Source organism: Alcanivorax hongdengensis A-11-3, from assembly GCF_000300995.1.
Taxonomy (GTDB): domain Bacteria; phylum Pseudomonadota; class Gammaproteobacteria; order Pseudomonadales; family Alcanivoracaceae; genus Alcanivorax; species Alcanivorax hongdengensis.
Genome location: NZ_AMRJ01000001.1, coordinates 26,336 through 52,545 on the forward strand (window position 1 = coordinate 26,336; position 26,210 = coordinate 52,545).

Sequence of the window (26,210 nt, forward strand, 5' to 3'; positions counted from 1 at the left end):
CTTACCATTGAGGTTTTTATGAAAACCAGCGAAACCACGCGAGCCGAGAAGTTCGTGGTTCGTTTTCCACAAGGGATGAGAGACGCGGTTGCACAGGCGGCAACAGCCAGTCATCGCAGCATGAACGCCGAAATCATCGCCCGGCTGCAGCACAGTCTGGAGCACTGCCCGCAGCAGTTTCCCCGCGCGGACAGCGCCGTTCCCCATGGCAATGAGGAAAGCTATCTGCTGGAGCGCTTTCGTGACCTGCCCAGCGGCAAGCAGCAGGCCCTGCTCGCCCTGCTGGATTAACGTTTTCATAAGATAATTTTCGTAGCCGGTTACATGTTCTATGATACTCCTACAGGTTGCTGAAACCGGCAGCCTTTCGGGAGGGAGTCAATCAGGACGTGACATCAACCAATTTGCACAATCCGCTGCCCAGTGGCAGCGACATCAGCCTGCCCTGGCACCTTCGGTTGCCACGCCCGCTGGAAAAGGATTTCCGGCTGTATTTCCGCGCCAGCGTCATCAAGATCGCCCCACTGGCCCTGGTCATGCTGGCCATTCTGCTGGTGCTGGCCGTATGCGTGGAATACCTGATCGACCCGGCGGTGATTGCCGTCAGCTGGCGACCGCGCCTGCTGACCCTGATGCTGATCGTCGGCACCCTGATCCTGATGCGCAAACCGGCCTGGCATGTCTGGCTACACCCGGCGTCCCTGCTACTGGCCTTTGGTATCGCCTTTACCGGCGACTACCTGGGCATGGCCATTGAACACCCGCTGTCCTATACCTTTTTCCTGCAGACACCGGTGGCCATTCTGCTGATCTGCATTGTCCTGCGGGTGCCGTTCTATGCGGCGCTGTCCAGCTCCCTGATCATGATCGGCGCACTGGGGGTCTGCACCCATATCAGCCAGCATGAACCCTTTGCCGCCATGACCCTGCTGCTGCTGACCCTGGCCCTGGGCAGCATGAGCCTGTTCGGCCAGTACGTGTACGAGCGGCTGCTGCGTCAGCATTTCCTCTCCGAGCATGTGCTTTACCAACACCGTAATGAGCTGCATTCTGCCAATATCGTGCTGGAGAGCCAGGCCACCATCGACGGACTGACCGGCTGCATCAACCGGCGCGGCATGGAAAGCCGGCTCAACCACCTGTATCACCAACTCAACAGCAAGACCCCGGACGCACCCAGGCGCATCAGCCTGTTGCTGTTCGATATCGATTTCTTCAAGCAGTACAACGACACCTATGGTCACCCGGCCGGCGATGAATGCCTCAAACGGGTGTCATCGGTGCCCCTGTCCATGGTTCAGAACGAGACCGATTTCGTGGCCCGTTACGGCGGCGAGGAGTTCGTCATCGTACTGACCAACTCCAGCTTCAATGATGCCCTGGTGTTTGCCGAGCGCATGCGCAACCGCATCGAACAGCTGGGCCTGCCCCATAGCGGCTCCCGCGTCAGCCAGGTGGTGACCATCAGTGTCGGCGTCTCCTGCTCGGACGGGCCGGCGGAAAACGGCGCGGAACTGCTCAAGATGGCCGACGAGGCGCTCTACCAGGCCAAGGGGGCCGGCCGTAACCGGGTGGCGCAGATGAGCCATGAGGGTCAGGTACTGATGCTCTGAGGCGCCCATGCGCGCCAGGGTCATTCTGTCGGCATGGGCGGCACCACGGTTTGCGGGTCGAGGCGTTGCTGATACCAGTTGAGGCGCCAGTCCAGATGCGGGCCGGTGGCCCGGCCGGACTGCCCGACCCGCGCCACCGGCTGCCCCTGCTTGACCTGCTGCCCCGCCTTCACCAGCACGGCACTGAGATGAATCATGGTGGACGACACGCCATAACCATGATCAATGATGAGGGTGCCCCCGGAGTAGTAATTATCCGGTTGTACCAGGGTCACGGTGCCATCCGCCGGCGCCACCACCAGGGTTCCGGCGGGCCGGGCCACATCCACACCATAATGCGGGCGCCCGGGCTTGCCGTTGTAGACCCGCTGACTCCCGTAAACACCGGTGACCGGCCCGGTGAGGGGCCAGCGAAAATCCGTCAGGAAGGCGGTCAGTGACGAGTCGGTATCGCGGGCGGCCTTGACCTGGGCCACTTCCCGCTGGATACGGGCCAGCACCGCCGGCGGCGGGGTTTTGACGGTGCGCTCGGGGACGCCATTGACCCGCTGGATAGGGTACTGGCGGGGCTCCAGGGTCAACGCGACGGTCTGCTGCTCACCCTGGCGACGCAACACCAGTAGCGGGTGCAGATCCGCATCACGGGCAAAGCCGACGGCAAAGAAACCGTCCGGGGTGGTGCGCACCGGCTTATCACCCAGCCAGACGCTCACTCCCGCTAGTACCTGACCTCGCAGCAAGGTTCCCTGGGTACGTTCTCCCTGCAGCGACTGCAGCCAGTCAGCCGCCCACAGCGGCTTCCCCAGCAGCAATAGCACGGCCATCGGCAGCATCCCTCGCAGCACCGGCATACGCTTGTTCTCCCTGATCACAGAAATGCGCTGGCATCATCCACATCCAGCTGCTGCGGGTCCAAGAACTGCTGCCCATATTGGCGCCATACCCCGGACAGAATGAACAGCCGGTAGAGATCCGGGTCCAGATGCTGGTTGTTGCGCATGCGCTGCATGATGCCCAGCGCCTCGCTCAGGCGCAGGGGCATCTTGTAGGGACGCTCCCGGGAAGTCAGCGCCTCGAACACATCGGCAATGGCCATGATGCGGGCCGGGATCGACATCTGCTCGCGGGTCAGGCCACGGGGAAAGCCGCTGCCATCCATTTTCTCATGGTGGCCGCCGGCGTACTCCGGCACCTGGCGAAGCTTGGCCGGAAACGGCAGGGATTCGAGCATGTCCAGGGTCACATCCATATGGCCATTGATGATCTGGCGTTCCCTGGGCGTCAGCGTGCCCCGGGCAATACAGAGATTTTCCACCTCATCCTCGGTGAGCAGCGGCCGGACCCGGCCCCAGGCATCGGTCCACTGGCGGGCGGCAATGTCGCGTACACGCTGCTGGTCGGCCTCGGCCATGGCTTCACCGCCACGGTTGATGCGCTCAAGAAAGGTCAGATCATCGGTAATCGCCTGGATGCCGGCTTCCAGTGTCCGGCGATACTCGGGTTCCGCTGACGGATTCTCCAGACAGGCCCGCTCATAATCGAATTCCACCCGCGCCCGCAGCGAGGCAAACCGGCTGGAAACCTCCTCGATACGGTCATGCAGGGTATGCAGCTTGGTGGACTTGTCGAGCACCGAGTCCGGCGTCGCCAGCTTGCCGCAATCATGCAGCCAGGCCGCCACATGCAGCTCGTACCAGCCATCCTCGTCCAGGCTGAAATCGGCGAAGGTCTCGCCATCATCGCAGACGGCCTGGGCCAGCATTTCGGTGATCACCGGCACCCGCTGACAATGGGCACTGGTATGCGGGCTCTTGGCATCAATGGCCTGGGCCAGCACCTTGATAAAGGCATCCAGCAGTTCCTTGAGGTCCTGCACCTGGCTCAGGTTACTGAGCGCAATCCCCGCATAGGTCAGCAGAGACTGGAAGATCAGATCACTGTGCTCACCCAGGCGCGTCAGGGTACCCGGCATCTTGCGACTGTAGGCCAGCTGCAACACTCCGATGACCGCCCCTTCGTGATTGCGCAGCGGCCACAGGCGCAGCCCGCCGGCGTTCGGGGCCAGGGCCGCCAGCAACGGCCGGTCCGCCTCGGCCAGGGCGGCATCGCTGACCTGCACCACCAGCGGGCTGCCCTGTGCAAAGCAGCGTTGCACCGGCCCATCACCATCCGCCACCGGGCGAAACAGGGCGGCATCTTCCTGCAGCGGGCCACTACTGCCCTGGCGACACAGGCAACGCAGGCCCGGCGGCTGGGCGGAATCGGCATATAGCCATACCCAACCGGTGTGCGCCTGGCAGAGGTAGAGGGCCTCGTCCAGCAGGGCTTCCAGCAGGCGCGGCACATCGCGCTGCTCACTGAGGTGCTGGGCCACCCGCAGCAGGCGGGGCAGCAAGGCTTCACTGGACAGCGACGGTGAGTCGGGCAGTGGAGGAATCATGGGCAATCCGGCTCCCGTTGGGCATTCCTTATCATCGCTCAAGCATAGGCTGGCCCGGCGAACCAGGCAAAGCCCGGTGCCGTGCGTCGAATAATCCACGACCAACGTGGCCAAAGCCACGTCTTGCCTTGAAGCGGCGGGCCCGATTGCCTACCATCTGCCGGTTCTGAGCCAATCATCTGGATCCCTTGTCACCCATGAGTGTGAGCTATCGACTGCCCGACGGGGCAAGCATGGAGTTTGAACAGCCGGTGTCGGCCCTGGAAATCGCCGGGCGCATCAGCAAAAAACTCGCCAAACAGGCCCTGGCCGCCAAGGTCAACGGCAACCTCATTGACGTCTATCTGCCCATCGACGATGGCGCCACCGTGGAAATCATTACCCGCGACACCGACGATGCGCTGGAACTGATTCGCCACGACGCCGCCCACGTGATGGCCGAAGCCGTACAGGAACTGTTCCCCGACACCCAGGTGACCATTGGCCCGACCATCGAGAACGGCTTCTATTACGACTTCCATCGTGCAGAGCCGTTCACCCCGGACGACCTCAAGACCATCGAAAAGCGCATGCAGGACATCGTGCGCCGTAACGAGGACATCCGCCGTGAAGTCTGGGACCGCGATGAAGCCATCGCGTTCTTCCTGAACGCCGGTGAAGAGTTCAAGGCCGAGATCATTCGTGATCTGCCCGCCGATCAGGAAGTGAGCCTCTACCGCCAGGGCGATTTCATCGATCTGTGCCGGGGCCCGCACCTGCCCAGCACCAGCAAGCTGGGAGATGGCTTCAAGCTGACCAAGGTGGCCGGCGCCTACTGGCGCGGCGATGCCACCAAGGCCCAGCTGCAGCGCATCTACGGCACTGCCTGGCGCGACAAGAAGGAACTGAACGCCTATCTCAAGCAGCTTGAGGAAGCGGCCAAACGCGATCACCGCAAACTCGGCAAGGAAATGGACCTGTTCCACCAGCAGGAAGAAGCCCCGGGCATGGTGTTCTGGCACCCGCGCGGCTGGGCCATCTGGCAGAAGGTGGAGCAGTACGTGCGCAAGGTATACCGTGACAGCGGATACCAGGAAGTGCGAGGTCCCCAGATCATGGACGTGAGCCTGTGGAAGCGCTCCGGCCACTGGGATAACTACCAGGAAAACATGTTCTTCACCGAATCCGAGAAACGGACCTACGCGGTGAAGCCCATGAACTGCCCCGGTCACGTGCAGATCTACAACGCCGCCCTGCACAGCTACCGCGACCTGCCGATCCGTTACGCGGAGTTCGGCGGCTGCCACCGCAATGAGCCGTCAGGGGCCCTGCACGGCATCATGCGCGTGCGCGCCTTTACCCAGGACGACGGCCACATTTTCTGTACCGAAGATCAGGTGGAAGCGGAAGTGACCGCCTTCCACAAGCAGGCCATGGCGGTCTATGCGGATTTCGGTTTCGAGAATATCTCGGTGAAACTGGCCCTGCGCCCGGACAAGCGCATCGGCACGGACGAGGCATGGGACAAGGCCGAAAATGGACTGCGTGCGGCCCTCAGTAACGCCGGGGTGCAGTGGGAAGAACTGCCCGGCGAAGGCGCCTTCTACGGCCCCAAGATCGAATACCATCTGAAGGATTCCATCGGCCGCGCCTGGCAGATGGGCACCGTGCAGTTTGACCCCATGATGCCCGAACGCCTGGATGCCGAGTACGTGGATGAGAACTCCCAGCGCCAGCGTCCGATCATGCTGCACCGCGCCATCGTGGGCTCCATGGAACGCTTTATCGGTATCCTCATCGAGCACCACGCCGGCCATCTGCCGCTGTGGCTGGCGCCGGTGCCGGTGGTGATTGCCACCATTACCAACGCCGCCGATGACTATGCCCGCACAGTGAAGGCCAAACTGGAAGCCGCCGGCGTGACCGTGGAAATGGACCTGCGCAATGAGAAGATTGGCTACAAGGTGCGCGAACACTCCCGCGCCAAGGTGCCGGTGATCCTGGTTCTCGGCAAACAGGAAGAGGAAGAGCAGCAGGTGGCCATTCGTCGTCTCGGCTCCCAGGCCACCGAGACGGTGGCCCTGGACGAGGCCGTCGCCAACCTGGCCGACGCCACCCGCCTGCCGATCTAACGGTCAGACGTCGGAGGTCTGACGTCTGACGCGAAAACCCGCGTGGCCGGGTTTTCTGGTTTTATGCGTCCGACGTCCGACGTCCGACCCCAGACGGGAAGCACCATGTTCAAACAGAATGAACAACAAGCCGAAGGTTTTCAGGTCTCGCTGCAAGAGGCCCTGGACAACCTCAAGTACAACGCCGACGGTCTGGTGCCTGCCATTGCCCAGCAACACGACAGCGGCGAAGTCCTGATGATGGCCTGGATGAACCGGCAAGCCATCGAGGAGACCCTGCGAACCGGGCGCGTGTGCTACTACTCCCGCTCTCGCAAGACCCTGTGGCGCAAGGGCGAGTCCTCTAGTCAGGTGCAACAACTGAAAGAACTGCGCTTCGACTGCGACGCCGACACTGTGCTGGTGAGCGTGGATCAGACCGGCCCCGCCTGCCATACCGGTCGCCGCGACTGCTTCTACTGGAAAGCGGACGCCGACAGCGTGACCATCGATAAGACGCCGATCATCGATCCGAAAGAGCTTTACGATAAAACGTAATTTCGAAGCCTGATGGGCTACCCTCTCCCCTTGCGGGAGAGGGGCTGGGGGAGAGGGGGGAACGGCGTTGAAACAATACACCTCCCTACTGCCTTTCACCCTCTCCCTGTCCCTCTCCCGTCAAGGGAGAGGGAACCTTGTCAGCAAAGCTCTGTAAAACCGATTTTCAGAGGTTCCTCATGACGTTGAAACTGCACAACACCCTCACCGGACAGAAGGACGACTTCATTCCGCTGGACCCCAACCGCATCACCCTCTACGTATGCGGCCCCACGGTCTACAACTTCGTCCATATCGGCAACGCCCGCCCGGTGGTGGTGTTCGACGTGCTCTACCGTTTGCTGGAGCGGCTCTATCCGCAAGTGGTCTATGCCCGCAACATCACCGACATTGATGACAAGATCATCAAGGCGGCGGCGGAAAACGGCGAGGATATCCATGCCCTCACCGAACGCTTCACGGCGGCCTTTGCCGAAGACATGGCCAACCTGAATGCCAAAACCCCGAACATCATCCCCCGGGCCACCGATCACATCGGCGAGATGATCGCCATGATCGAAACCCTGGTGGAAAAAGGCCACGCTTACCAGGCCGATGGCCAGGTCCTGTTCGCGGTGGAATCCATGCCCGACTACGGCAAGCTGTCCGGGCGCAAGCTGGAAGACATGCTGGCCGGCGCCCGGGTGGAAGTGGCCGACTACAAGCGCCACCCCGGCGACTTTATCCTCTGGAAGCCGTCCAGCGACGACCAGCCCGGCTGGGCATCACCCTGGGGACGTGGCCGCCCCGGCTGGCACATCGAGTGCTCGGCCATGATTCACAAGCACCTGGGTGACGTGATCGACATCCACGGCGGCGGCCAGGATCTGATTTTCCCGCACCATGAAAATGAGATTGCCCAGGGCTGTTGCGCCCATGGCACCGACTACGTGCGTTACTGGATGCACAACGGCTACATCAACATCGACGGTGAGAAAATGTCCAAGTCACTGGGCAACTTCCGCCTGGTGCGTGATCTGCTTACCCAGTACCACGGCGAGGTGCTGCGCTTCGCCCTGCTTTCCAGCCATTACCGCTCCCCGCTGAATTTCTCCGCCGATGTCCTGGAGAATGCGGAGAAAGGCCTGGATACCCTTTACTACGCCCTGCTCGGCCGTGGCGAAACCGTGGAGCCGGAAGCCGGTTACCTGCTGCCCGATAACCATCCGGTACTGGACGCACTGAAGGATGATTTGAATACCTCGGAAGCCGTAAGCGCCTTGCATGCCATCGCCGGCGAGCTCAACAAGGCGGAACTGGCGGACAAACCGAAGCGCAAGGCCGAGCTGCTGGCCGCCGCCGACCTGCTGGGCCTGCTTACCGAGGATCCCACCGCCTGGTTCCAGAACAAGAATGCCAGTGAAGACGGCCTCGCTAACGACGACATCGACGCCCTGGTAGCCGAACGCACCCAGGCGAAAAAAGACAAGAATTTCGCCCGCGCCGACGAGATCCGTCAGCAACTCACCGATGCCGGCATCCAGCTGGAAGACACCCGAGAGGGAACGCGCTGGAGCCGGGGCTGACAGTCCGGGGCGCATCCAGGCAACGACCTGCTGCAGAGCACCACTCAACACCGCAAAAACGGGCAGCCTGGCTGCCCGTTTTTTTATCCATTACAACGTCAGCTGATCCATGCCCGGCAGCTTGGGCAGATCACCCCGCTGCACATCGGTGAAGCGCGGCTTTTTCAGCTGGGCCTGCAAACCTTCCAGGGTCTCCAGCGGCGCCCGGGTGGAAACCAGATTGGCCAGCCAGGCCGGCACCCGACCGCCCGGATCCACATAGGTTTCAAACGTCACCTGCACCTGACCATCGGACACGGGTTTGAGCACAAAGCGGTTATCCAGCTTGGGAATGCGCACATAACCACTGCGTTTGTCCGCCACCCCTGACAGGTTGACGCTGTGCAGGGTAATCACGCCCTGATCGTCCTGGCTGAGGGTGTTGCCGAGCACCACATCCCGATCCGAGACCGGCCAGATACCGTTGAACTGCATGTACAGTTTTTCCTGCCCCTGGACGGCAATACGACGGGCATCCTTGGACTGGAAGACCCATTGCGGGAAGGTATCCACCGCAGTGATCACCGCCAGTACCGAGGTCATGGATGCGGCGACCTGTACCTGACCGCGAAACGCCTTCACCGGGCTGTCGGCCACATCACGCACATAGGTGGTTACCTCTGCGGGGCTGTTGCCCTGGTGGTTCACTTCCCAGTCCGCCGCCCACAGCGGGCCGGCCATCACCATCAACAATGTTGCTATCCAGAGTTTCATCATTCGCCTCTTCACAGGCCGTGCGGTACACAGCGGGTTAAAACGTGATGACAGTATGACGAACGCCCATCCACGGGGCATTGACCCCGAGGAAGCACCCGGCGGCATTTCATGCCTGGCCCACTAGCTGGCGGGCAGATCCATGCCCTTGAGCGAATCGTAGCGCTTGAGCACGTCCTCCAGGTCCGCCTCCTTGTAGGGCGACTGTTTGGCCAGCTTGCGCATCCCCTTGAGGGTCTCCCGAGGGGCGTCGTGAGAAATGGTATTGGCAATCCCGGTCACATTGCCACCGGGGTCAATGTAGGTTTCGAACTCCACACGGGTCCAGCCATCTTTCAGCGGGGTAAACACAAACCGGTCTCGCAGGGCCGCCACCCGCACCAGCCCCTTGTGATCCGGTTCGCCCTTGACCGCATGGGAGGCAATGGTCACCGCCCCGGTCTTGCTGTCCTGGCTGGCATCACTTTCGATCAGTGCATCCCGGTCCTTGGCTGGCCAGATACCCTTGAACTGGATATAGGCACGGTGGTTATCGCGCAGTTCCAGCGACTGGCACTGGTAGAGCCACTGGTCACAGACACTGGCATCGGCCATCACCGCCAGCAAGCTCAACACTGACGCATGCACCTCGGTCACGCCACGAAACGCCTTCACCTCACTGTCTTTCACCGGGCGCTCAAAGGTGCTGATATCGGTGCGTTTGTCACCCTTGTCCACCGGCTGCCACTGTGAATCGGCGCCGGCAACGCTGCTGCCCAGCAACAGCGTCGGCAGCAACAGCAGATGCAAAAAACGGGGCCATCGACGTATCGGTTTCATGGTGCCTCCCTGGCCATCGGCCAACAAAATGTCCTGTATCATGTCTACCGCTTTGGACGCCGCGAATCCCGAACCGCTCCGCGCGGCTTGCTTTTATCATGGTTTTTTACAAAACTGGCAGCCGCTTCCATTTCCTGATTAGGGGACATCCCCGGTGAAGACGTTGCTGCTCGGCGCGTTGCGGTTATACCAGATCGTGCTGAGCCCCTGGATCGGCAACCAGTGCCGCTTCTACCCGACCTGCTCGGAATATGCCCGGCAGGCGGTGGAAACCCATGGCAGCCTGCGCGGCAGCCTGCTGGCGGCCCGACGTCTGAGCAAATGTCATCCCTGGCATCCCGGCGGTTTTGACCCGGTGCCTGGCACCCGTTGCGAGGGCTGCCATGACCACGACTGACCAGCGCCGCCTGGCGTTGTGGCTGGCCGGGATCGTCTTTCTCGCCCAGCTGATCTTTGCCTGGCACAGCCCTTCCCATATCAACGCCGGCAAGGGCGACCACAGCAAAGCCTTTATCACCGCGGCTGACTGCCAGATCTGCGCCCATGGCCATGGTCTGGTTGGCCTGCCCAGCCAGGCGGTCATGCCGGTTCCGCCCACGCACGTCTGCCTGGGCGAAAGCTGCCAAGCGCATCAGCCCCAACAACACTTCCATCTGGCCCGGCTTGCCCGCGGCCCACCCGTCTTTTCCTGATCCGACATCCCAACCCTTGAGATTCCGGCGTGGCACAGGCCACGGCGGTACTTTGTGTATTGATCAGGAAAGACCATGAAAAAGATGTTCCTGGCCGGCTCTGCGCTGGCCACCATTCTGGCGCCCGGGCTGGCCTCGGCCAGTAGCGCCGACAGCGGCCTGCGCGCCTTCAACCCGGCCATCTCCGTGATTCTTGGCGGCCTTTATTACCATGACGACGCCCAGGGCGAAGGCATGGAGCGTATCGACGAGATGGACAATGCTTTCCACAGCCACGGCGGCAGTGAAGAGCACGACCACGGCGATCTGAGTCGCGGCTTCAATCTGGGGGAAAGCGAAATCACCATGAGTGGTTCCGTGGACAGCTACTTTGATGCCCGCCTCACCGCGTCCATCACCGGTAGCGGCGACCTGGACCTGGAAGAAGCCTGGATCCGCAGCCAGGCCCTGCCCGCCGGCCTGCAAATCAAGGCCGGCCGCTTCCTCAGTGCCATCGGTTACCACAACGAGCGTCATTCCCATCAATGGAATTTTGCCGATCAAAACCTGGCCTACCGCAGCCTGTTCGGCGAAGAGAGCCTGGGTGGCGACGGCGTGCAGGTAAGCTGGCTGGCTCCCACCGCCACCTTCCTGCAACTGGGCCTGGAAGCCACCCAGGGCGACAACCTGGAAGGCGTCGGCGGCACCATTGACGCGGACAGCGTCGCTGAGGATATTGGCGGCGGCGTCACCGCCGACGATCTGGGCCTGGCCACCCAGGACGGCCCGCAACTGGGCGTCTTCTATGCCCGATTGGCGCCGGACCTGGGCGCCCGCCACGCCCTGCAGCTGGGTCTGTCCGTGGCCCACCACCGCCATAGCCAGGCGTATCACGATGAAGGCACCGAGCAGTTCGTCACCGAGGGTGACAGTGATGTCTACGGCCTGCAGGCGGTCTTCAAGCGCTTTGCCACCGGCAACTACGGCCTGGGCGCGGCCACCGTGCAGGGCGAATACTTCCACGCCGAAACCGACCAGGAAGCGGTTTACCACAGCAATCCGGCGGAACTGGGCCTGCCCCTGACAGCTCGCCAGGATGCCGGCTATCTGTCCGCCAGCTACGGCTTTGCCCCGCGCTGGCAGGTGAGCGCCCGCTATGCTGCCGCCGGTATCAATGGCCAGGTGAAGGAAGGGGACGACAAGGAAGATATCGGCATCTCCTACCAGAACAGCCTGGCCCTCACCTGGTATGCCACCGAGTTCTCCAAGGTACGGCTGCAGTTCAACCGTAACGATATCGACGGTGAAGACGGCCGCGACACCTACAACCAGGTGTTCCTGCAGTACAACCTGAGCCTCGGCGCCCACGGTGCCCACTCGTTCTAACGCATTGTCGCAGGCGGGTTGGGCCCGCCTGCCAGGAGAGATTTCATGAGAGTAGTCTTGATGTTGATACTGGGGGCGCTGCTGCCCCTGTCTGCCCAGGCCAGCGTACGCATTCTGGCCTGTGAACCGGAATGGGCGGAGCTCGCCCGCGAAGTGGGTGGCGACCTGGTGGACGTGAAAAGCGCCATTGCCCCCGGTCAGGATGCCCACCACATTCAGGCCCGCCCCAGCCTGATCTCCCAGGTCCGCCGGGCGGACATGGTGCTGTGCAATGGCGCCGAACTGGAAATCGGCTGGCTGCCGGTGCTGCTCAACCGCGGCGGCAACCCGGCGGTACGCCAGGCTCCGGGGCTGTTCATGGCCGCCGATCAGGTCTCGCGGCTGGAAATCCCCGATCACCTGGACCGGGCCGACGGTGACGTCCACGCCAAGGGCAACCCGCACGTGCATCTGGACCCGCGCCGGGTGGAAACCGTGGCCGGCAAACTGGCCGAACGCCTGGCCACTCTGGACCCGGCCCATGCCCAACAATACCGGGACCAGCAAGCCCAGTGGCAACAGCAGTTCGACGCCCAGATCACCCAGCTGGAACAGAAAGCGGCCCCGCTCAAGGGGCTTGGCCTGATCACCCACCACCGTGACTGGAGCTACCTGATGGACTGGCTGGGCATGCGCCGGGTGGACGAACTGGAACCCAAACCGGGCCTGCCGCCGACACCGGCGCACCTGGCCGCGCTGGTGGATACGGTGAAAAAGCAGAACGTTTCCCTGATCCTCTACCGCCCGGAAAACGGCAGCGATGCCTCCAAATGGCTGGCCAGCCGTACCAGCGCCTGCGCGGTGGAGATGCCCTTCTCCCCCGGCGAGAAAGGCACTACCACCCTGGTCAGCCTCTACCAGCGCATCATCGACACGCTGCTGGAAGCCCGGGAGCAATGTCATGGTTGATATCCTGCTGCCAGCACTGATCGCCGGGCTGCTGGTACTGGCCAGCCACGTGCCGCTGGGGCGGCAGGTGCTGCGCCGGGGGATCATCTTTATTGATCTGGCGGTGGCCCAGGCCGCCGCCACCGGCCTGCTCGCCGTGCATCAGTGGACGCATCTGGAAAACACCGTGGTTCTGCAGGGGGTGGCGGTTGCCACCGCCCTGCTGTTCGCCCTGCTATTGCACCAGCTGGAAAAACTGGGCAACCGGGTCCAGGAAGCCATGATCGGTGCCACCTTTGTGGTACTGGCGAGCCTGGCGGTGCTGATGCTGGCCAACGACCCGCATGGCGGCGAGCACCTGAACAGCAGCCTGGCCGGTCAGATTCTCTGGGTCACGCCCTTGCAGTTGTGGGCGCTGGCCGGGGCGGCGGCGGTGGCCCTGCTGGGCATGCGGCTGTTCCACCACCCTCTGCTTAGCTTCTACGGTCCCTTCGCCGTGGCCATCACCGCCTCGGTGCAGGCGGTGGGGGTCTACCTGGTGTTTGCCTCCCTGATCTTCCCGGCCCTGGCCAGCTTCGGCATGAATGGCAAACGTGGTCTGTTGCTGGCCCTGGCCGTGGGCGCCGCCGGCTACCTGCTGGGCCTGGGCGCCAGCCTGGCCTGGGACTGGCCCAGTGGTCCGGCGGTGGTGGTCAGCCTGGCGGCCTGTGCCCTGTTCACGGCGGTGGGCAGAGGCATCGCAGCGCGCCGGTGAATTGGCTACAATCGCTGGCACTTACGGGTTGAAAGGACCAGAGACAATGATCAGAAAAAGCCTGATGGCAGCCCTGTTTGCGCTGCCCCTGAGTGCCACCGCCAGCGGTTTCGCCGGCCTGGACTTCGTATCCAGCAACGTGGAGCCGGATGATGGTGGCAGTGCCGACCCGTCTGCCCTGCAGTTCAAGTTCGGCAGCTGGATCAACCGGGATGAAACCCTGGGTGGCGAAGTCCGCCTGGGCCTGGGCGTGGGTGATGATCACCTGCGCAGCGGTGTGGATGTGGAAATCGACCGCTCCTACGGCGCCTATTTCCGTGGCCAGTTTCCCAACACCCTGCCGGTACGCCCCTATGGCCTGATCGGCATCACCCGGGTGGAAACCACCCAGGACTATGCCGGTGGCGGCTCCAAGGGCGAGAACTACAACGACCTGTCCCTGGGTCTGGGTGCCGATATCACCCTGACCAACCAGGTGTTCGTCAGCGTGGAATACATGCGGGTGGTCGACCATGGCGGCGACCAGATCAGCAATCTGGCCGTGGGCCTGAACGGCCGCTTCTGAGCGGCCTGGCTCAAACAAAAAAGCCGCGCTTGAGCGCGGCTTTTTTTATCTGAGCCATATCCCGATGTCAGGGGATCGGCAGGTAGCCGCCATCCACTTCCTTGGTGACAATGGCCACCGCGTTATGGGCATGCAGGCTTTCCAGGTGGTTCACTCGCAGCCAGAAATCCTTGTAGCAGGGCTGCGGGTCCAGTGACACCTTGAGGCGACGGGCCGCATCCTCGCAGAACATCAGGTTCTGACCATTGAGCAGGGCGAATTCCTGCTCGTCGATGCGCTTCACCGCGGTCTGCACTGGCGTCTTGAGAGCGCCCTCGATGGAATCAATCAGCGCCGTGATCGGGAAGGCATCACCCTCGGTATGGTCCAGCAACACCCGCACCTGGGCCACGGAACGCTGGCTGTGCGGAGTGGCGACAATACCTTCCTCGGTACCCAGCCAGTCGAACACGGCCTGGGCATCAATCTTGCCGTCCTGGAAGTCCTTGCGGAACTGTTCCTGAATCAGCTGGCGCGACAGGGCCGCCGAGCATGGGCAGGTGGAGGAATACGGCACTTCCACGTACATCTCGATACGCATGCCTTGTTCGCACAGGGTGCCCTTGATGCTCACCGGGTAGCTTTTCCAGCCGGAGTAGCTGCTCTTCAGGGCCGGGCGACGCATGGAGTATTCAAAGTCCAGCTGCACGAAGCCACGGGTACTGAGCCCTTCGTGGGTTTCCAGGAAGTTGCGCAGCAACTGCTCGATGGATGCGGCACTGACCGAGTGATCACCAAAGGTCTCTTCCAGCATCAGGAACAGGCGGGACATGTGAATGCCCTTGGCATCCGCGTTGGCCAGATTCACATAGGCCTGGATGGAGGTACTCACCGGCCGTTCGCCGGCCAGGGTGTCACTGACACGGGCAGGCAGGTGAATTTCGCTCATGCCGACCCAGTCCAGGGTGGTATGGATATGATCCACCATGGAGTTGGATGCCACATCCGGCATCTGTTTGGTGCCGCCGGCACCGTTTTCACGCGTCATGGAATTCTCCGCTGGGGCGATGACCGGGGATTGTCGACATCCCGACGTCAACAAAAGGTCATGTGGGGTTCATCGCCCTAACCTACAAGGGGGGCAAGTCTAGCAGAAAGCGCCCGGGAATTGACCTTTTCGCCGCGAGAGATTGGCTATGGCCGCCAAAGCGGACTGCTATCAGCCCGCCGGGGCAGCTTCCGGGTCCTCGCCCACCAGGGTTTCAAAGCGTGGCAGGGCATGCAGCGGGCGGAACATTTCCTCGCTGCGGGCATGGCTGCGCAGGGAATCGGACACCTGGATGGCCTGTTCCAGATCGCGCAGGGCGTACTCGATTTCGCCCAGCCCGGCCCAGGCACAGGCCCGCTGGTAGAGTGCGTGGGAGTTGTCCTCTTCCACTTCCAGTACCCGGTCACAAAGACTCAGGGCCCAGCGCTGCTCACCCAGTTCCAGCGCCGCATCCGCTTTCCAGGCCAGCGCTTCCGGGTCGTCCGGGCGCAGTTCCAGAATCCGGTCATAAAGCTCGATCTTGGCCTGGGCACTGGGCTCCTTGGTGGCCTTGAGCCACAGGCTGTGGATCTCGTTGGTGCGCTCGATCTCTTCCTGGTTTTCGGCAATGGTGCGTGACTTCTTGCGCAGCTCGCGCTCCAGATCCGCCAGGCGCGACTCGTACTCACTGGTCAGTCGCGACATTTCCTTTTCCGCGTAGATACGGATGTTGTCTTTCAGGTCACGGATGGTGGACCAGCCCAGCAAGGCCAGAATGGAAGCAGCACCGGCAATCAGATAGAAGAAGTAGGTCACCGTGTTGGTGGCATAGCCCATGGCCTTGTCGGCCACGTCCAGCTCCCGGTCGGTGACCATCTTGGTCATCTCGTTGCGGTAGTCGTTCATGTCCTGACGCAGGGTACGCAGCTCACCCAGTATCCAGTTCTCGCGAAACTGGGAAATCACCGGGCCGCGCTCGATCTCGCTTTGTGCCTCGGGGCGAGGCTCCGCCGCTGCCGTTTGTTGCGTCTCGGCCCAGACATTACCGGCCAGAATCAACCACGCGCCCAACAGGCCCATACGCAGGATGTGTCTGCTCAATGCACTGCCCTCTTGTCCCATTCGCCAAGCGAAAAACCTTTTGACGGCCGGCACACCCTGCTGGCCTGCCCGCCGCGCACCTATGGTCGCATCAAGGCCGCCGGGGTGCCAGCCTTGCGGGCCGCTGCCTTGACAGGCCCGGCACGATGCAATGTAGTGAAACGCAACCACAAGCAACATCGAGAGAAAGGCATGCGATTTCTACGACTTCTGAGCACCGCCGCCTTCGGCGTCCTTGCCCTGACCGCCACCGCCAACGCCGACACCTGGCGCTTCGGTCTGGAGGAAATCGAAGGCAGCGTGCAGTACAGCTACGCCGAACGCTTCAAGGAGCTGGTGGAGAAAAAAAGCGACGGCGACATTAGCGTGCAACTGCTGCCCTATGGCAAATGGGGCTCCACTTATTCCGCCCTGTATGACGCCATCCAGGGCGGCGCCATCCAGCTGGGCTTCGGCTCCGGCGCCCTGGGCGGCACCGTGCCGGAAAGCCAGCTGCTCAACCTCAACTACATCATGCCCAGTGATCAGTGGGTCACCGCCCGGGGGCTCAACAGCGACACCTTTCTGAAGAGTCAGGCCTGGCAGCAATCGTTCCGGGCCCGTTCGCTAGTGCCACTGGCGGAATTGCCGGAGGGATATCAGGTATGGACCGCCAACAAGCCGATCCACACGCCGGCGGATATCGAAAACCTGCACATTCGCGTGATGGACAACAGCCTGCTGCGCGCCACCTACAAGGCCTACGGCGCGTCCCCCACCTCCATTGCCTACGGCGAGCTCTACAGCGCCCTGCAACAGGGCCAGGCCGAGGGCAATATCCAGCCGGTCTTCGCCCATGAGGAAATGGCGTTTTACGAGGTGCAGAAATACATGATCTTTGCCCAGCAGTCCCAGTTTGTGGCCACCATGATGGGCAACGCCGACTGGTATGACGGTCTTTCCGACGCCCAGAAAGCCATGATTGATGAAGTGACCGCCACGCTGGTACGCGAGGGCTACGACATCCAGACCCAGTACAACAAGGAACGGCTGGCAACCATCAAGAACAAGAGTGACATCAAGATCATCGAGCTTACCGACAAGCAGCAGGCCCAGTTCCGCAAGATGGCCAAACCGGTACGCAAGACCTACGTGAAGGAAGTGGGTCCGCGAGGCCAGCAGTCTCTCAACGCCCTGCTGAAAGCCTTCAAAGAGGCGGAAAAGGCGGACAGCTGATAACCCGGCAACCGTCGCCATAAAAAAGCCCGGCTCCGGCCGGGCTTTTTTTGTGCTAGCCGCCCAGGGAAGGCAACCACAGCGACAGCTGCGGGAACAGGATCAGCACGAAGGTGGCAATCAGCAACATGAAAATAAAGGGCGGCGTACCGCGAATCACATCCAGGTATGGGCGCCGGAACACCGCAATGGCAGTGAAAATGTCACAGCCGAACGGCGGTGTGGCGGAACCGATGGCGGCCTGCAGGGTGACAATCACCCCGACATGGACCGGATCCAGATTGGCCGAGGCAATCAGCGGCTTGAAGATCGGCACCAGGATCAGGATCACCACAATCGGGTCCACAAACATGCAGCCGACGAAGAAGGCCACCGCAATCAGCGACAACGCCGCCACCTGATTGGTGCCAATGGCCTCGATAGCCGGCCCCAACAATTTCTCGGGAATATTGGCCGTACCCAGCGTATGCGAGAACGCCGCTCCCACGGCCACCAGAATAAAGACCACGGCGGTGATCATGCCTGACGACAGTGCCAGCGGCCCGAGATCGCGGATACTGACCTTGCGGAAGATCACCACCTCCAGCAGCAGGGCATAGGCCACGGCTACCGCCGAAGCCTCCACGGCACTAAACCAGCCACCGTAGATGCCCCCCACCACCAGAATGGGAAAGCCCATGGGCAGAATGGCCCGGCGCAGGGCCGTAAAGCGCTCCGCCCAGGAGGCGCGTTCCTCCGGCTCGATGCCCTTGATGCGCGCGCCAATCCAGCAGTAAACGGAAAACATCAGCAACACCAGCAACCCGGGCAGGATACCGGCCAGAAACAGGTCGCCGATGGAGGTTTTCATCACCACACCATAGACAATGAAACCGATACTGGGCGGAATCAGCAGGGCAATATCACTGGCATTGATGATCAGCGCCAGGGCAAAGCTGTCCGGGTAGCCCTTGGCCAGCAGTCGTGGACGCATGGGACCGCCCATGGCCACCACCGTCGCCTGGGTGGAACCGGACACCGCCCCGAACACCGCACAGGCCGCCGCCGTGGTAATTGGCAGGCCACCGCGCAGGTGACGGCTGAAGGCGTCCACCAGATCCAGCAGCCGGTTGGCGGTATGGCCCTTGGTGAGGATATCCGCAGCGAAGATGAACATGGGCACCGCCGCCAGCACCCAGCTGCCCACCCCGGTGACCATCCAGGTCACCGCCTGATCCGGCCCGAAGAAGGTCATGTCGGTAAACATCATGAACAAAGTGCCCACGGCCAGCGGCACCATCATGGGGTAGCCCATGAACAGCAGCACCAGCATGATCACGCCCAGCAGAATCAACATGATCCGCCCCCCTGTTTCACAGCATGGCCACTGACGCTCATTGGCGGCCCTCCCCGTCCTCGGACACACCCGCCTCGGCGGGCACCTGCGCATAGTTCTCCTCTTCACTGAAAGAGCGCCAGACGCCCGGCGACAGAGCATTGCGTGCCAGTGTCAGCAGATACTGGGCGCCGGCCAGGGTAAAGCCGATGGGCAGAGCCAGATACACCGTCCACATGGGCACCTGCAGGGAGGCGCTGACGCGGCCACGGTCGTGGATATCGATCACGTACTGGGCGGACTTCCAGGCGAAATACAGCATCAATGCCGCCGTGCCAGCGCAGATGATCATTTGCAACGCCTTGCGCGCCGGGCCATTGAGCTGCTCGTAAAAGGCGGACATCCGAATGTGGCGCGCGTGTCGGGCCGCATAACCAAGCCCGACAAAGGTCAGCACCACGATCAGCATCTTGGTCACTTCATAGGTGCCGGGAATCCCCGCCTCGAACAGGGTCTGGCCAACCACATGGCCACTCATCAGCAGGGCCATGACCAGAATGCAGCCACCGATGATGACGCGCTCGACCACACCGAGCACACGATCGAGCAGGGAGAGTGCGGTAAGAAAGGAATCAATCATGATCGACATTTCCGCAGTAAAAAGTGAACAGAAAGGTCATCGGGAAGACAAACCGGTATCACACGCAGGCATGGCGATATCCACCTCCCGAGCCGTGCCGCCGGGGTCATCAGACCTGTACCCCGGGCCAGGGAATTGCCCTGAAAAAGCCCGGAAATCGGCACCGTCAGGGTGCATCGGCGTGTCAGGAACAGCGCCACGCACCACCGCTCGCCGGCATTTATTTTGACATCTAAATGTTTTACCTCTAAGATAGCCTACCAGTTATCGCAAGGGAATTCTTGCCATTGCCCTGAATTCACGGGAGAAACGGACCTTAGATTTCTAAATTTGACGATGTCTCATCACGGTCACATCACTTTGTTATCTAGAGAATTGACGGCAATGGCCAGACACGAAGACGTGCTGATTGCATTACGACAGATTATTCGCGCCACCGACCTCTACTCACGGAAACTGAGCAAGGTCGCCGGCCTCACCTCACCGCAACTGCTGATTTTGCAGGCCATTGCGGCGCACGGTGAAATGACCATGGGCGACCTGGCCAACGAGGTAACACTCAGCCAGGCCACCGTGACCACGATTCTTGATCGCCTGGAAAAGCGTGGCCTGCTGGGGCGCAAGCGCGGCGAATCCGACAAGCGTCGGGTTTATGCCCACCTGACCCAGGCCGGCATGGACATCATCGAAAAGGCTCCCACGCCTTTGCAGGATGAGTTCATTGCCCGCTTTGACCGGCTGGAAGAATGGGAGCAGTCCCTGATTCTCAGCTCCCTGCAGCGGGTCGCGGCGATGATGAACGCCGGCGATATTGACGCGTCTCCGGTGCTGGATCTGGGCGCCATAGATCGGGCTCAGCCCACTGTGGACCTGAACCAGCATCGGGAGCATACCCCCTTATCCAAAACCGACCAGAAGTGACCACATGCTTGCAGAAGACAAGGGTTCATCCACCGAGAAAAAGGATGACATTACTTTCCGCAAACCGGAGAGCCAGGACGGCAGCCGGGTGCATAAACTGATCAGCGAATGCAAACCGCTGGATGAGAATTCGGTTTACTGCAATCTGCTGCAGTGCACGCATTTCGCCGACACCAGCGTGGCCGCCGAGATGGACGGCGATCTGGTCGGCTTTATCTCCGGCTACATTCCGCCCAAACAGCAGAATGTCCTGTTTGTGTGGCAGGTGGCGGTACACGAGAAGGCCCGTGGCAAGGGCCTGGCCAAGCGCATGCTGGCCGAACTGATCGAGCGCGAAGAGAGCGCCGACGTCCAGTTCATCGAAACCACCATCACGCCGGATAACGAAGCCTCCTGGGGCATGTTCCGCAGCTTCGCCTACCAGCGCAGCTTCCCCACGGAAGAATTCATCCTGTTCGATTCGCGCATTCATTTTGCCGGCGAACACAACGACGAATACCTGCTGCGTATCGGCCCGTTCAACCGCGACGACGCCTGATCAACGCCCCGACACGCACCTAAAGACTTCCAGACGAGGAAACCAGGACCATGGATACCGAAATTTTTGAGAGTCACGAATCCGAAGTAATGAGTTATGCCCGCAGCTTCCCGGTGGTCTTTGACCAGGCCAAGGGCAGCTACCTGTATGACGAAACCGGCAAGGAGTACATCGACTTCCTGGCCGGCGCGGGCACCCTCAACTACGGGCACAACAACCCGATCCTGAAAGAAAAGCTGATCGAGTACATCCAGCGTGACGGCATTGTTCACGGTCTGGACATGCACACTGCCGCCAAGCGTGACTTCATGGATACCTTCTACGAGGTGATCCTCAAGCCCCGCGATATGGACCACGTGATGCAGTTCACCGGCCCCACCGGCACCAACGCCGTGGAAGCGGCGCTGAAGATCGCCCGTAACATCAAGGGTCGCGAGAACATCATCAGCTTCACCAACGGCTTCCACGGTGTCAGCCTGGGCGCCCTCGCCACCACCGGCAACAGCCATCACCGTGGTGTGGCCGGGGTCAGCATGGCCGGCGTGACGCCGATGCCTTATGACGGCTACCTGGGCGACGCCTTCGACACCACCGAGTACCTGGACAAGGTGCTGGGCGACTCCTCCAGTGGCGTGGATCACCCGGCAGCGGTAATCGTGGAAACCGTACAGGGCGAAGGCGGCATCAACGCGGCCAGCTTCGAGTGGCTGCGCAACCTGGAAAAGGTCTGCCGCAAACACGACATGCTGCTGATCCTGGATGACATCCAGGCCGGCTGTGGCCGTACCGGCACCTTCTTCAGCTTTGATGAGGTGGGCATCAAGCCGGACATCATCACCCTGTCCAAATCTCTGAGTGGCTATGGCCTGCCCTTTGCCATGGTGCTGCTCAAGCCGGAACTGGACCAGTGGAAACCGGGCGAGCACAACGGCACCTTCCGTGGCCACAACCTGGCGTTCGTTACCGCCGCCGCCGCCCTGAAACACTACTGGAGCGATGACAAGTTCGCCCAGGAAGTGCAGAAGAAAGCGGACATTATTACCGATCGCTTCCGCGAGATTGCCAACAGCTATGACTCGCACTGGTTCTACCTGAACGGTCGCGGCATGATGCAGGGCCTGGTGGCCCGTGATGGCGAGCTGGCCGGTGAAATCACCAAGGCCTGCTTCAAGCGTCAGCTGGTGATCGAAACCTCCGGCGCCGATGACCAGGTAATCAAGACCCTGTGCCCGCTGACCATTTCCGAAGAGGATCTGCAGCGCGCCCTGGATATCGTCAAGGAAAGCGTCACCGAAGTGATGACCGACCGTATCAAGCGCGGCGAAGCCCACTCTGTTGCCAGCATTGCCGGCTGATAGCCTTACCGCTCCCGCTCCCTCCTGACGGGGGAGCCGGGCGCCTTTCCCCTCCTCTCTTTTACCATTTAGGAGTTCTGGATGATCGTTCGTACCCTGGCGGAAGCCGAAAAGACCGAGCGCTGCGTAAAAGCCGAAAACGGCAACTGGCAGTCCGTGCGCCTGTCCCTGAAAGAAGACAAGATGGGCCACTCGTTCAACATCACCACCATCTTCAAGGGCACCAAGACCCACATCAAATATGCCAACCACTGGGAATCCGTGTACGTGATTTCCGGCAGCGGCAAGATCGAAACCCTGGACGATGGTAAGGTCTACGACCTGACTCCCGGCACCATCTACCTGCTCAACGAACACGACGAGCACTACCTGTATGGTGGTGAAAACGAAGACATGGTGGTGGCTTGCGCCTTCACCCCGCCGCTGAGCGGCAAGGAAGTACACGACGAGAATGGCGTGTACCCGGCGGATCTGGATTGATCGATCAGCCAGAACCAAAAAGCGGAGCCATCGGCTCCGCTTTTTTTATGCCGGCGAAAAACAATCAGAAATCATACTTGGCGGTGAACTGTACGCGCTTGAGATCGCCGTCCTCGCCATTGTCGATTTCCCGGTCGGCATAGATCAGCTCACCGCCCAGGGCCAGTGGCTTGGCCACCTGCCAGATCAGATTGGCATGGGCGCTCTGGATAGTATCGTTGGTGGTGGCCGCTACGGTATCCGGGTTATCCGCCTGGCTCACTGATACAGAAAAGTTGGAGCGCCAGCGATCACTCCAGTGGTGGCGCAGGGCCAGCACGCCGCTCCACTGATCAATCAGATCAATGTCGCCATCAGCTTCGATCTGGCCGGCGCGGAATGCATTCAGGGTGGTATAACGGCCCATGGCATTGCCATAGTTGAGCTGGAAACGCACATCGTCTCGCTCACCCACATTCAGTTTACCGGCCAGTGCCAGCCCGTAACCGTATTCACTTTCGTCATGGGCCGTGCCGCCCACCGTATCCTGATACTTCAGCTGCCGGCCCAGCGCCGCCAGGCTGACATTGCCCCAGTCACCGGTCAGGTTATAGCGGGCCACCAGATCCGGCATGCTGTTGTCGTCGTATTCACTGGGATTGCTGTCACCGCCGTAGAGAGTGGTGGACGGGTTTTCCATGGCCAGCATCAGGGCGCCGTTGGTATAACGAATCTGCGGCTGACGTTCGAACACGGTGCCGGCCGCACCAACGAAGTCCAGGGTTTCCGGCAGCGCGCTGACATTGAAGAAGGTCGACCAAGTCTGCCCGAACAACCATTTGTCCCAGGTCAGGTAGGCATGGCGGATGCGCGGCGCGTAGCTGTTGCTGATGCGCTCGTCGCCCATGCCATTGGTCTGGAAATCAATCTCGATATGGCCGCGCACTTCCCCGGCGGATGTCTGCGTGGCGCTTTTCAGCCAGAAGCGGCTCTGCTTGGCAATCATGTTCAACTTGCCCGAACCGGAATCCGCCTGCCCGGTGGGGTCCACCGGAATGGTGGATGGCACCATGAAATCCTCGCCCACGGACGAGGTGGCCTGTTCACCATCGCTGTATTTGCTATAGATGGTATCGGCCTTGATAAAGCCGCCGAAGGTGATGTTGGTATTATTGCCCACGGTGTGGTTCTGCTGCTTTTCCAGCGCGTCCACCCGCTCTTCCAGTGTTGCCGCCATGGCATAACCACCATGGGTAAGCAAAATGGCTGCGCAAAGATATCCGGTTTTTATGACTTTCATGACCCTGCCCTCTGGTTATCAACACGAAGTGACAGTGGTCAGCTTGCAAAGCCGCGGAGCCGCTCACCATTAGCCATAGGTCGAAGCCGGGGGACGCTCGACCAAGGTCTAATTCCGCCCCTTGCCCGCGGCTTCCACACTGACCATGTTGGAATTCATTTCAGTGAGACAGGCCATGGAAACGGGCACACCTATCGCCATCAAGAAAGCCATTCAGGAGCGTTGCTGGATCGACAGCGCCGCCTATCAGACGCTCTACCGCCAGAGCATTACCGACAGTGTCGGTTTCTGGCGCAGCCAGGCGGAGCGGATTGACTGGTTCCGTGAGCCCACGCAAATACGGGATGTGAGCTTCCATCCAGACGATGTGCACATCCACTGGTTCCAGGATGGCGAACTCAATGCCACCTACAACTGCATCGACCGCCACCTGGAAAAAAACGGTGACGGTATCGCCCTGCTCTGGGAGCCAGACCAACCACACCAGCAACGTCGCGAGATTCGTTACCGGGAACTGCATGAACAGGTCTGCCGGCTGGCCAACACCCTGACACGTCTGGGCGTGAACAAAGGTGACCGGGTCATGCTCTATATGCCGATGATTCCGGAAGCGGTCTTTGCCATGCTGGCCTGCGCCCGTATCGGTGCCATTCATTCGGTGGTATTTGCCGGCTTCTCGCCGGATGCCCTGGCCGGCCGTATTGCCGACTGCCAGGCCCGGCTGGTGATCACCGCCGATGCCGGACGCCGAGCCGGCAAGCAGGTGCCCCTGAAAGCCAATGTGGATGCTGCCCTGGAAAAACCCGGCACCGACTGTGTCGACACCGTGCTGGTGGTGGAGCATCTGGGCGTGGCGCCGGACTGGCACAACGGTCGGGACCGGCGCTACAGCGAAGAGATGGCGGCCAGCAGTACACACTGCCCGGCGGTAGCCATGAACGCGGAAGACCCGCTATTCATTCTTTATACCTCCGGCTCCACCGGGAAACCCAAGGGCGTGCTGCACACCACCGGTGGCTATCTGGTCTATGCCGCTCTCACCCACCAGGTGGCGTTCGACTATCATCCGGGCCAGGTCTACTGGTGCACCGCCGACGTGGGCTGGATCACCGGTCACACCTATCTGGTCTACGGCCCGCTGGCCAACGGCGCCACCTGTGTGATGTTCGAAGGGGTTCCCAACTACCCGAATGATCAGCGCGTGGGCGACATCATCGACCGTTACCAGGTCAACATTCTCTACACGGCGCCCACGGCCATTCGCGCCCTGATGGCCGGCGGTGATCACTGCTGTCAGGGCAGCCACCGCGACAGCCTGCGGCTGCTGGCCACCGCCGGTGAACCAATCAACCCGGCGGCGTGGCAGTGGTTCCATGATGTGGTCGGCAAGGGCCAGGCCGCCGTGGTGGACACCTGGTGGCAGACGGAAACCGGCGGCATCATGATCTGCCCGCTGCCCGGCGCCATCGAGGCCAAGCCCGGTGCGGCCACCCGGCCCTTCTTCGGCGTGCAACCGGCACTGCTGGATAACGAGGGGCATATCCTGACCGGCGCCGCAGAAGGCAACCTGGTGATTGGTGACAGCTGGCCGGGCCAGGCCCGCACCCTGTGGGGCGACCATGAACGCTTCGTGCAAACCTACTTCAGCACCTTCCCGGGTTATTACTGCACCGGAGATGGTGCCCGACGGGACGCCGACGGCGACTACTGGATTACCGGGCGAGTGGACGATGTCATCAATGTGTCCGGTCACCGCATGGGCACCGCCGAGGTGGAAAGCGCCCTGGTCGCCCACCCCAAGGTCTGCGAAGCCGCGGTGGTGGGCTACCCCCATCAGCTCAAAGGCCAGGGGATCTACGTTTATGTGACGCTCAATGCCGGCACCGACAGCAATGAGGCGCTGTGCGAGGAACTGCGCCTGTGGGTCCGCCAGGAGATCGGCCCCATTGCCACCCCGGATCTGATCCACTTCACCGTTGACCTGCCCAAGACCCGCTCGGGCAAGATCATGCGGCGAATTTTACGCAAGGTCGCCGCCAACGAGCACGACAGCCTGGGCGACATATCCACCCTGGCCGATCCGGCGGTGGTGGCCTCCCTGGTTGAAACCCGGATGAACCGCTGATGCGGCGCGAGCAGGCGCCGACTTCCCCGTGTGCTGCCCCGCGGGGCAGCGTTTTTTTGCCCGGGGCGCACAAGCGGCCTGACAAGTGGTTAAA

General features: G+C 61.5%; 26 protein-coding genes. 17 read left to right on the top strand and 9 right to left on the bottom strand.

What is annotated here, in order from left to right:
* The first annotated feature begins 18 nt into the window (after window positions 1-18).
* Both A11A3_RS18120 and A11A3_RS00140 read left to right on the top strand, forming a co-directional pair.
* Window positions 19-291: an Arc family DNA-binding protein gene (locus A11A3_RS18120; protein ID WP_040296527.1), complete on the top strand. Its 273-nt coding sequence runs from the start codon at window positions 19-21 to the stop codon at window positions 289-291.
* Window positions 292-389: 98 nt separating this feature from the next.
* Entirely contained in the window at window positions 390-1,613 is a 1,224-nt protein-coding gene (locus A11A3_RS00140) for a GGDEF domain-containing protein (protein WP_008927220.1), read from the top strand.
* A gap of 20 nt (window positions 1,614-1,633) precedes the next feature.
* Here A11A3_RS00140 and A11A3_RS00145 read toward each other — a convergent pair whose 3' ends face one another.
* Together A11A3_RS00145 and A11A3_RS00150 are read right to left on the bottom strand one after the other, a co-directional pair.
* Complete coding sequence (locus tag A11A3_RS00145; protein WP_008927221.1) at window positions 1,634-2,464, bottom strand: M23 family metallopeptidase; 831 nt, start codon at window positions 2,462-2,464, stop codon at window positions 1,634-1,636.
* Between the two features lie 17 nt (window positions 2,465-2,481).
* Window positions 2,482-4,053, bottom strand: a complete 1,572-nt coding sequence (locus tag A11A3_RS00150) for an HD-GYP domain-containing protein (RefSeq protein ID WP_008927222.1) — start codon at window positions 4,051-4,053, stop codon at window positions 2,482-2,484.
* Between the two features lie 197 nt (window positions 4,054-4,250).
* Between A11A3_RS00150 and thrS the strand changes: the two genes are divergently transcribed.
* The 3 genes from thrS (at window position 4,251) to cysS (ending at window position 8,266) form a co-directional block, all read left to right on the top strand.
* Window positions 4,251-6,164 (top strand): threonine--tRNA ligase, encoded by a 1,914-nt coding sequence (thrS, locus tag A11A3_RS00155; RefSeq protein ID WP_008927223.1) that lies wholly within the window; start codon window positions 4,251-4,253, stop codon window positions 6,162-6,164.
* Window positions 6,165-6,269: 105 nt separating this feature from the next.
* Entirely contained in the window at window positions 6,270-6,701 is a 432-nt protein-coding gene (gene hisI / locus A11A3_RS00160) for a phosphoribosyl-AMP cyclohydrolase (RefSeq protein WP_008927224.1), read from the top strand.
* A gap of 179 nt (window positions 6,702-6,880) precedes the next feature.
* Window positions 6,881-8,266 carry a cysteine--tRNA ligase gene (cysS, locus tag A11A3_RS00165; protein WP_008927225.1) on the top strand — a complete coding sequence of 462 codons (1,386 nt, stop codon included), beginning with the start codon at window positions 6,881-6,883 and terminating at the stop codon, window positions 8,264-8,266.
* A gap of 90 nt (window positions 8,267-8,356) precedes the next feature.
* On the opposite strand, the gene A11A3_RS00170 is transcribed toward cysS, so the two are convergent.
* Window positions 8,357-9,019, bottom strand: coding sequence for an START domain-containing protein (locus tag A11A3_RS00170; RefSeq protein ID WP_157375183.1), 663 nt, complete (start codon window positions 9,017-9,019; stop codon window positions 8,357-8,359).
* A 123-nt stretch (window positions 9,020-9,142) separates the two neighbouring features.
* Window positions 9,143-9,838, bottom strand: a complete 696-nt coding sequence (locus A11A3_RS00175; RefSeq protein ID WP_040296563.1) for an SRPBCC family protein — start codon at window positions 9,836-9,838, stop codon at window positions 9,143-9,145.
* Between the two features lie 154 nt (window positions 9,839-9,992).
* Between A11A3_RS00175 and yidD the strand changes: the two genes are divergently transcribed.
* From yidD to A11A3_RS00205, 6 genes are all read left to right on the top strand, one after another.
* Complete coding sequence (gene yidD / locus A11A3_RS00180; protein WP_040296530.1) at window positions 9,993-10,235, top strand: membrane protein insertion efficiency factor YidD; 243 nt, start codon at window positions 9,993-9,995, stop codon at window positions 10,233-10,235.
* Window positions 10,222-10,530 carry a hypothetical protein gene (locus A11A3_RS00185; protein ID WP_008927229.1) on the top strand — a complete coding sequence of 103 codons (309 nt, stop codon included), beginning with the start codon at window positions 10,222-10,224 and terminating at the stop codon, window positions 10,528-10,530. The genes yidD and A11A3_RS00185 overlap by 14 nt, the downstream gene beginning before the upstream one ends.
* 75 nt (window positions 10,531-10,605) lie before the next feature.
* The gene (locus tag A11A3_RS00190) at window positions 10,606-11,895 is read left to right on the top strand and encodes a putative porin (RefSeq protein WP_008927230.1); all 1,290 of its coding nucleotides are present in this window, start codon (window positions 10,606-10,608) and stop codon (window positions 11,893-11,895) included.
* Between the two features lie 45 nt (window positions 11,896-11,940).
* Entirely contained in the window at window positions 11,941-12,843 is a 903-nt protein-coding gene (locus tag A11A3_RS00195) for a metal ABC transporter substrate-binding protein (RefSeq protein WP_040296532.1), read from the top strand.
* Window positions 12,836-13,576 (top strand): metal ABC transporter permease, encoded by a 741-nt coding sequence (locus A11A3_RS00200; RefSeq protein ID WP_008927232.1) that lies wholly within the window; start codon window positions 12,836-12,838, stop codon window positions 13,574-13,576. The genes A11A3_RS00195 and A11A3_RS00200 overlap by 8 nt, the downstream gene beginning before the upstream one ends.
* A 46-nt stretch (window positions 13,577-13,622) precedes the next feature.
* Window positions 13,623-14,141: an outer membrane beta-barrel protein gene (locus A11A3_RS00205; RefSeq protein ID WP_008927233.1), complete on the top strand. Its 519-nt coding sequence runs from the start codon at window positions 13,623-13,625 to the stop codon at window positions 14,139-14,141.
* A gap of 67 nt (window positions 14,142-14,208) precedes the next feature.
* Here A11A3_RS00205 and folE2 read toward each other — a convergent pair whose 3' ends face one another.
* Both folE2 and A11A3_RS00215 read right to left on the bottom strand, forming a co-directional pair.
* On the bottom strand, window positions 14,209-15,168 hold the full coding sequence (gene folE2, locus A11A3_RS00210) for a GTP cyclohydrolase FolE2 (protein ID WP_008927234.1): 960 nt from the start codon (window positions 15,166-15,168) through the stop codon (window positions 14,209-14,211).
* A gap of 171 nt (window positions 15,169-15,339) precedes the next feature.
* Complete coding sequence (locus A11A3_RS00215; RefSeq protein ID WP_040296534.1) at window positions 15,340-16,248, bottom strand: tetratricopeptide repeat protein; 909 nt, start codon at window positions 16,246-16,248, stop codon at window positions 15,340-15,342.
* 192 nt (window positions 16,249-16,440) lie between these two features.
* Between A11A3_RS00215 and dctP the strand changes: the two genes are divergently transcribed.
* Window positions 16,441-17,463 carry a TRAP transporter substrate-binding protein DctP gene (gene dctP, locus A11A3_RS00220; RefSeq protein WP_008927236.1) on the top strand — a complete coding sequence of 341 codons (1,023 nt, stop codon included), beginning with the start codon at window positions 16,441-16,443 and terminating at the stop codon, window positions 17,461-17,463.
* Window positions 17,464-17,518: 55 nt separating this feature from the next.
* Here the strand turns inward: dctP and A11A3_RS00225 are convergent, their stop codons facing one another.
* Together A11A3_RS00225 and A11A3_RS00230 are read right to left on the bottom strand one after the other, a co-directional pair.
* On the bottom strand, window positions 17,519-18,799 hold the full coding sequence (locus A11A3_RS00225; RefSeq protein ID WP_008927237.1) for a TRAP transporter large permease: 1,281 nt from the start codon (window positions 18,797-18,799) through the stop codon (window positions 17,519-17,521).
* 37 nt (window positions 18,800-18,836) lie between these two features.
* On the bottom strand, window positions 18,837-19,418 hold the full coding sequence (locus A11A3_RS00230; RefSeq protein WP_008927238.1) for a TRAP transporter small permease: 582 nt from the start codon (window positions 19,416-19,418) through the stop codon (window positions 18,837-18,839).
* A gap of 384 nt (window positions 19,419-19,802) precedes the next feature.
* Between A11A3_RS00230 and A11A3_RS00235 the strand changes: the two genes are divergently transcribed.
* The 4 genes from A11A3_RS00235 (at window position 19,803) to A11A3_RS00250 (ending at window position 22,712) form a co-directional block, all read left to right on the top strand.
* Window positions 19,803-20,339 (top strand): MarR family winged helix-turn-helix transcriptional regulator, encoded by a 537-nt coding sequence (locus A11A3_RS00235; protein ID WP_008927239.1) that lies wholly within the window; start codon window positions 19,803-19,805, stop codon window positions 20,337-20,339.
* Between the two features lie 4 nt (window positions 20,340-20,343).
* Complete coding sequence (ectA, locus tag A11A3_RS00240) at window positions 20,344-20,877, top strand: diaminobutyrate acetyltransferase (RefSeq protein WP_008927240.1); 534 nt, start codon at window positions 20,344-20,346, stop codon at window positions 20,875-20,877.
* 50 nt (window positions 20,878-20,927) lie between these two features.
* The gene (ectB, locus tag A11A3_RS00245) at window positions 20,928-22,232 is read left to right on the top strand and encodes a diaminobutyrate--2-oxoglutarate transaminase (RefSeq protein ID WP_008927241.1); all 1,305 of its coding nucleotides are present in this window, start codon (window positions 20,928-20,930) and stop codon (window positions 22,230-22,232) included.
* Window positions 22,233-22,313: 81 nt separating this feature from the next.
* Window positions 22,314-22,712, top strand: coding sequence for an ectoine synthase (locus tag A11A3_RS00250; RefSeq protein WP_008927242.1), 399 nt, complete (start codon window positions 22,314-22,316; stop codon window positions 22,710-22,712).
* Between the two features lie 64 nt (window positions 22,713-22,776).
* Here the strand turns inward: A11A3_RS00250 and A11A3_RS00255 are convergent, their stop codons facing one another.
* On the bottom strand, window positions 22,777-23,991 hold the full coding sequence (locus A11A3_RS00255; RefSeq protein ID WP_040296537.1) for a DcaP family trimeric outer membrane transporter: 1,215 nt from the start codon (window positions 23,989-23,991) through the stop codon (window positions 22,777-22,779).
* 175 nt (window positions 23,992-24,166) lie between these two features.
* On the opposite strand from A11A3_RS00255, the gene acs reads away from it, so the two are divergent.
* Entirely contained in the window at window positions 24,167-26,116 is a 1,950-nt protein-coding gene (acs, locus tag A11A3_RS00260; protein WP_008927244.1) for an acetate--CoA ligase, read from the top strand.
* The last annotated feature ends 94 nt before the right edge of the window (window positions 26,117-26,210 follow it).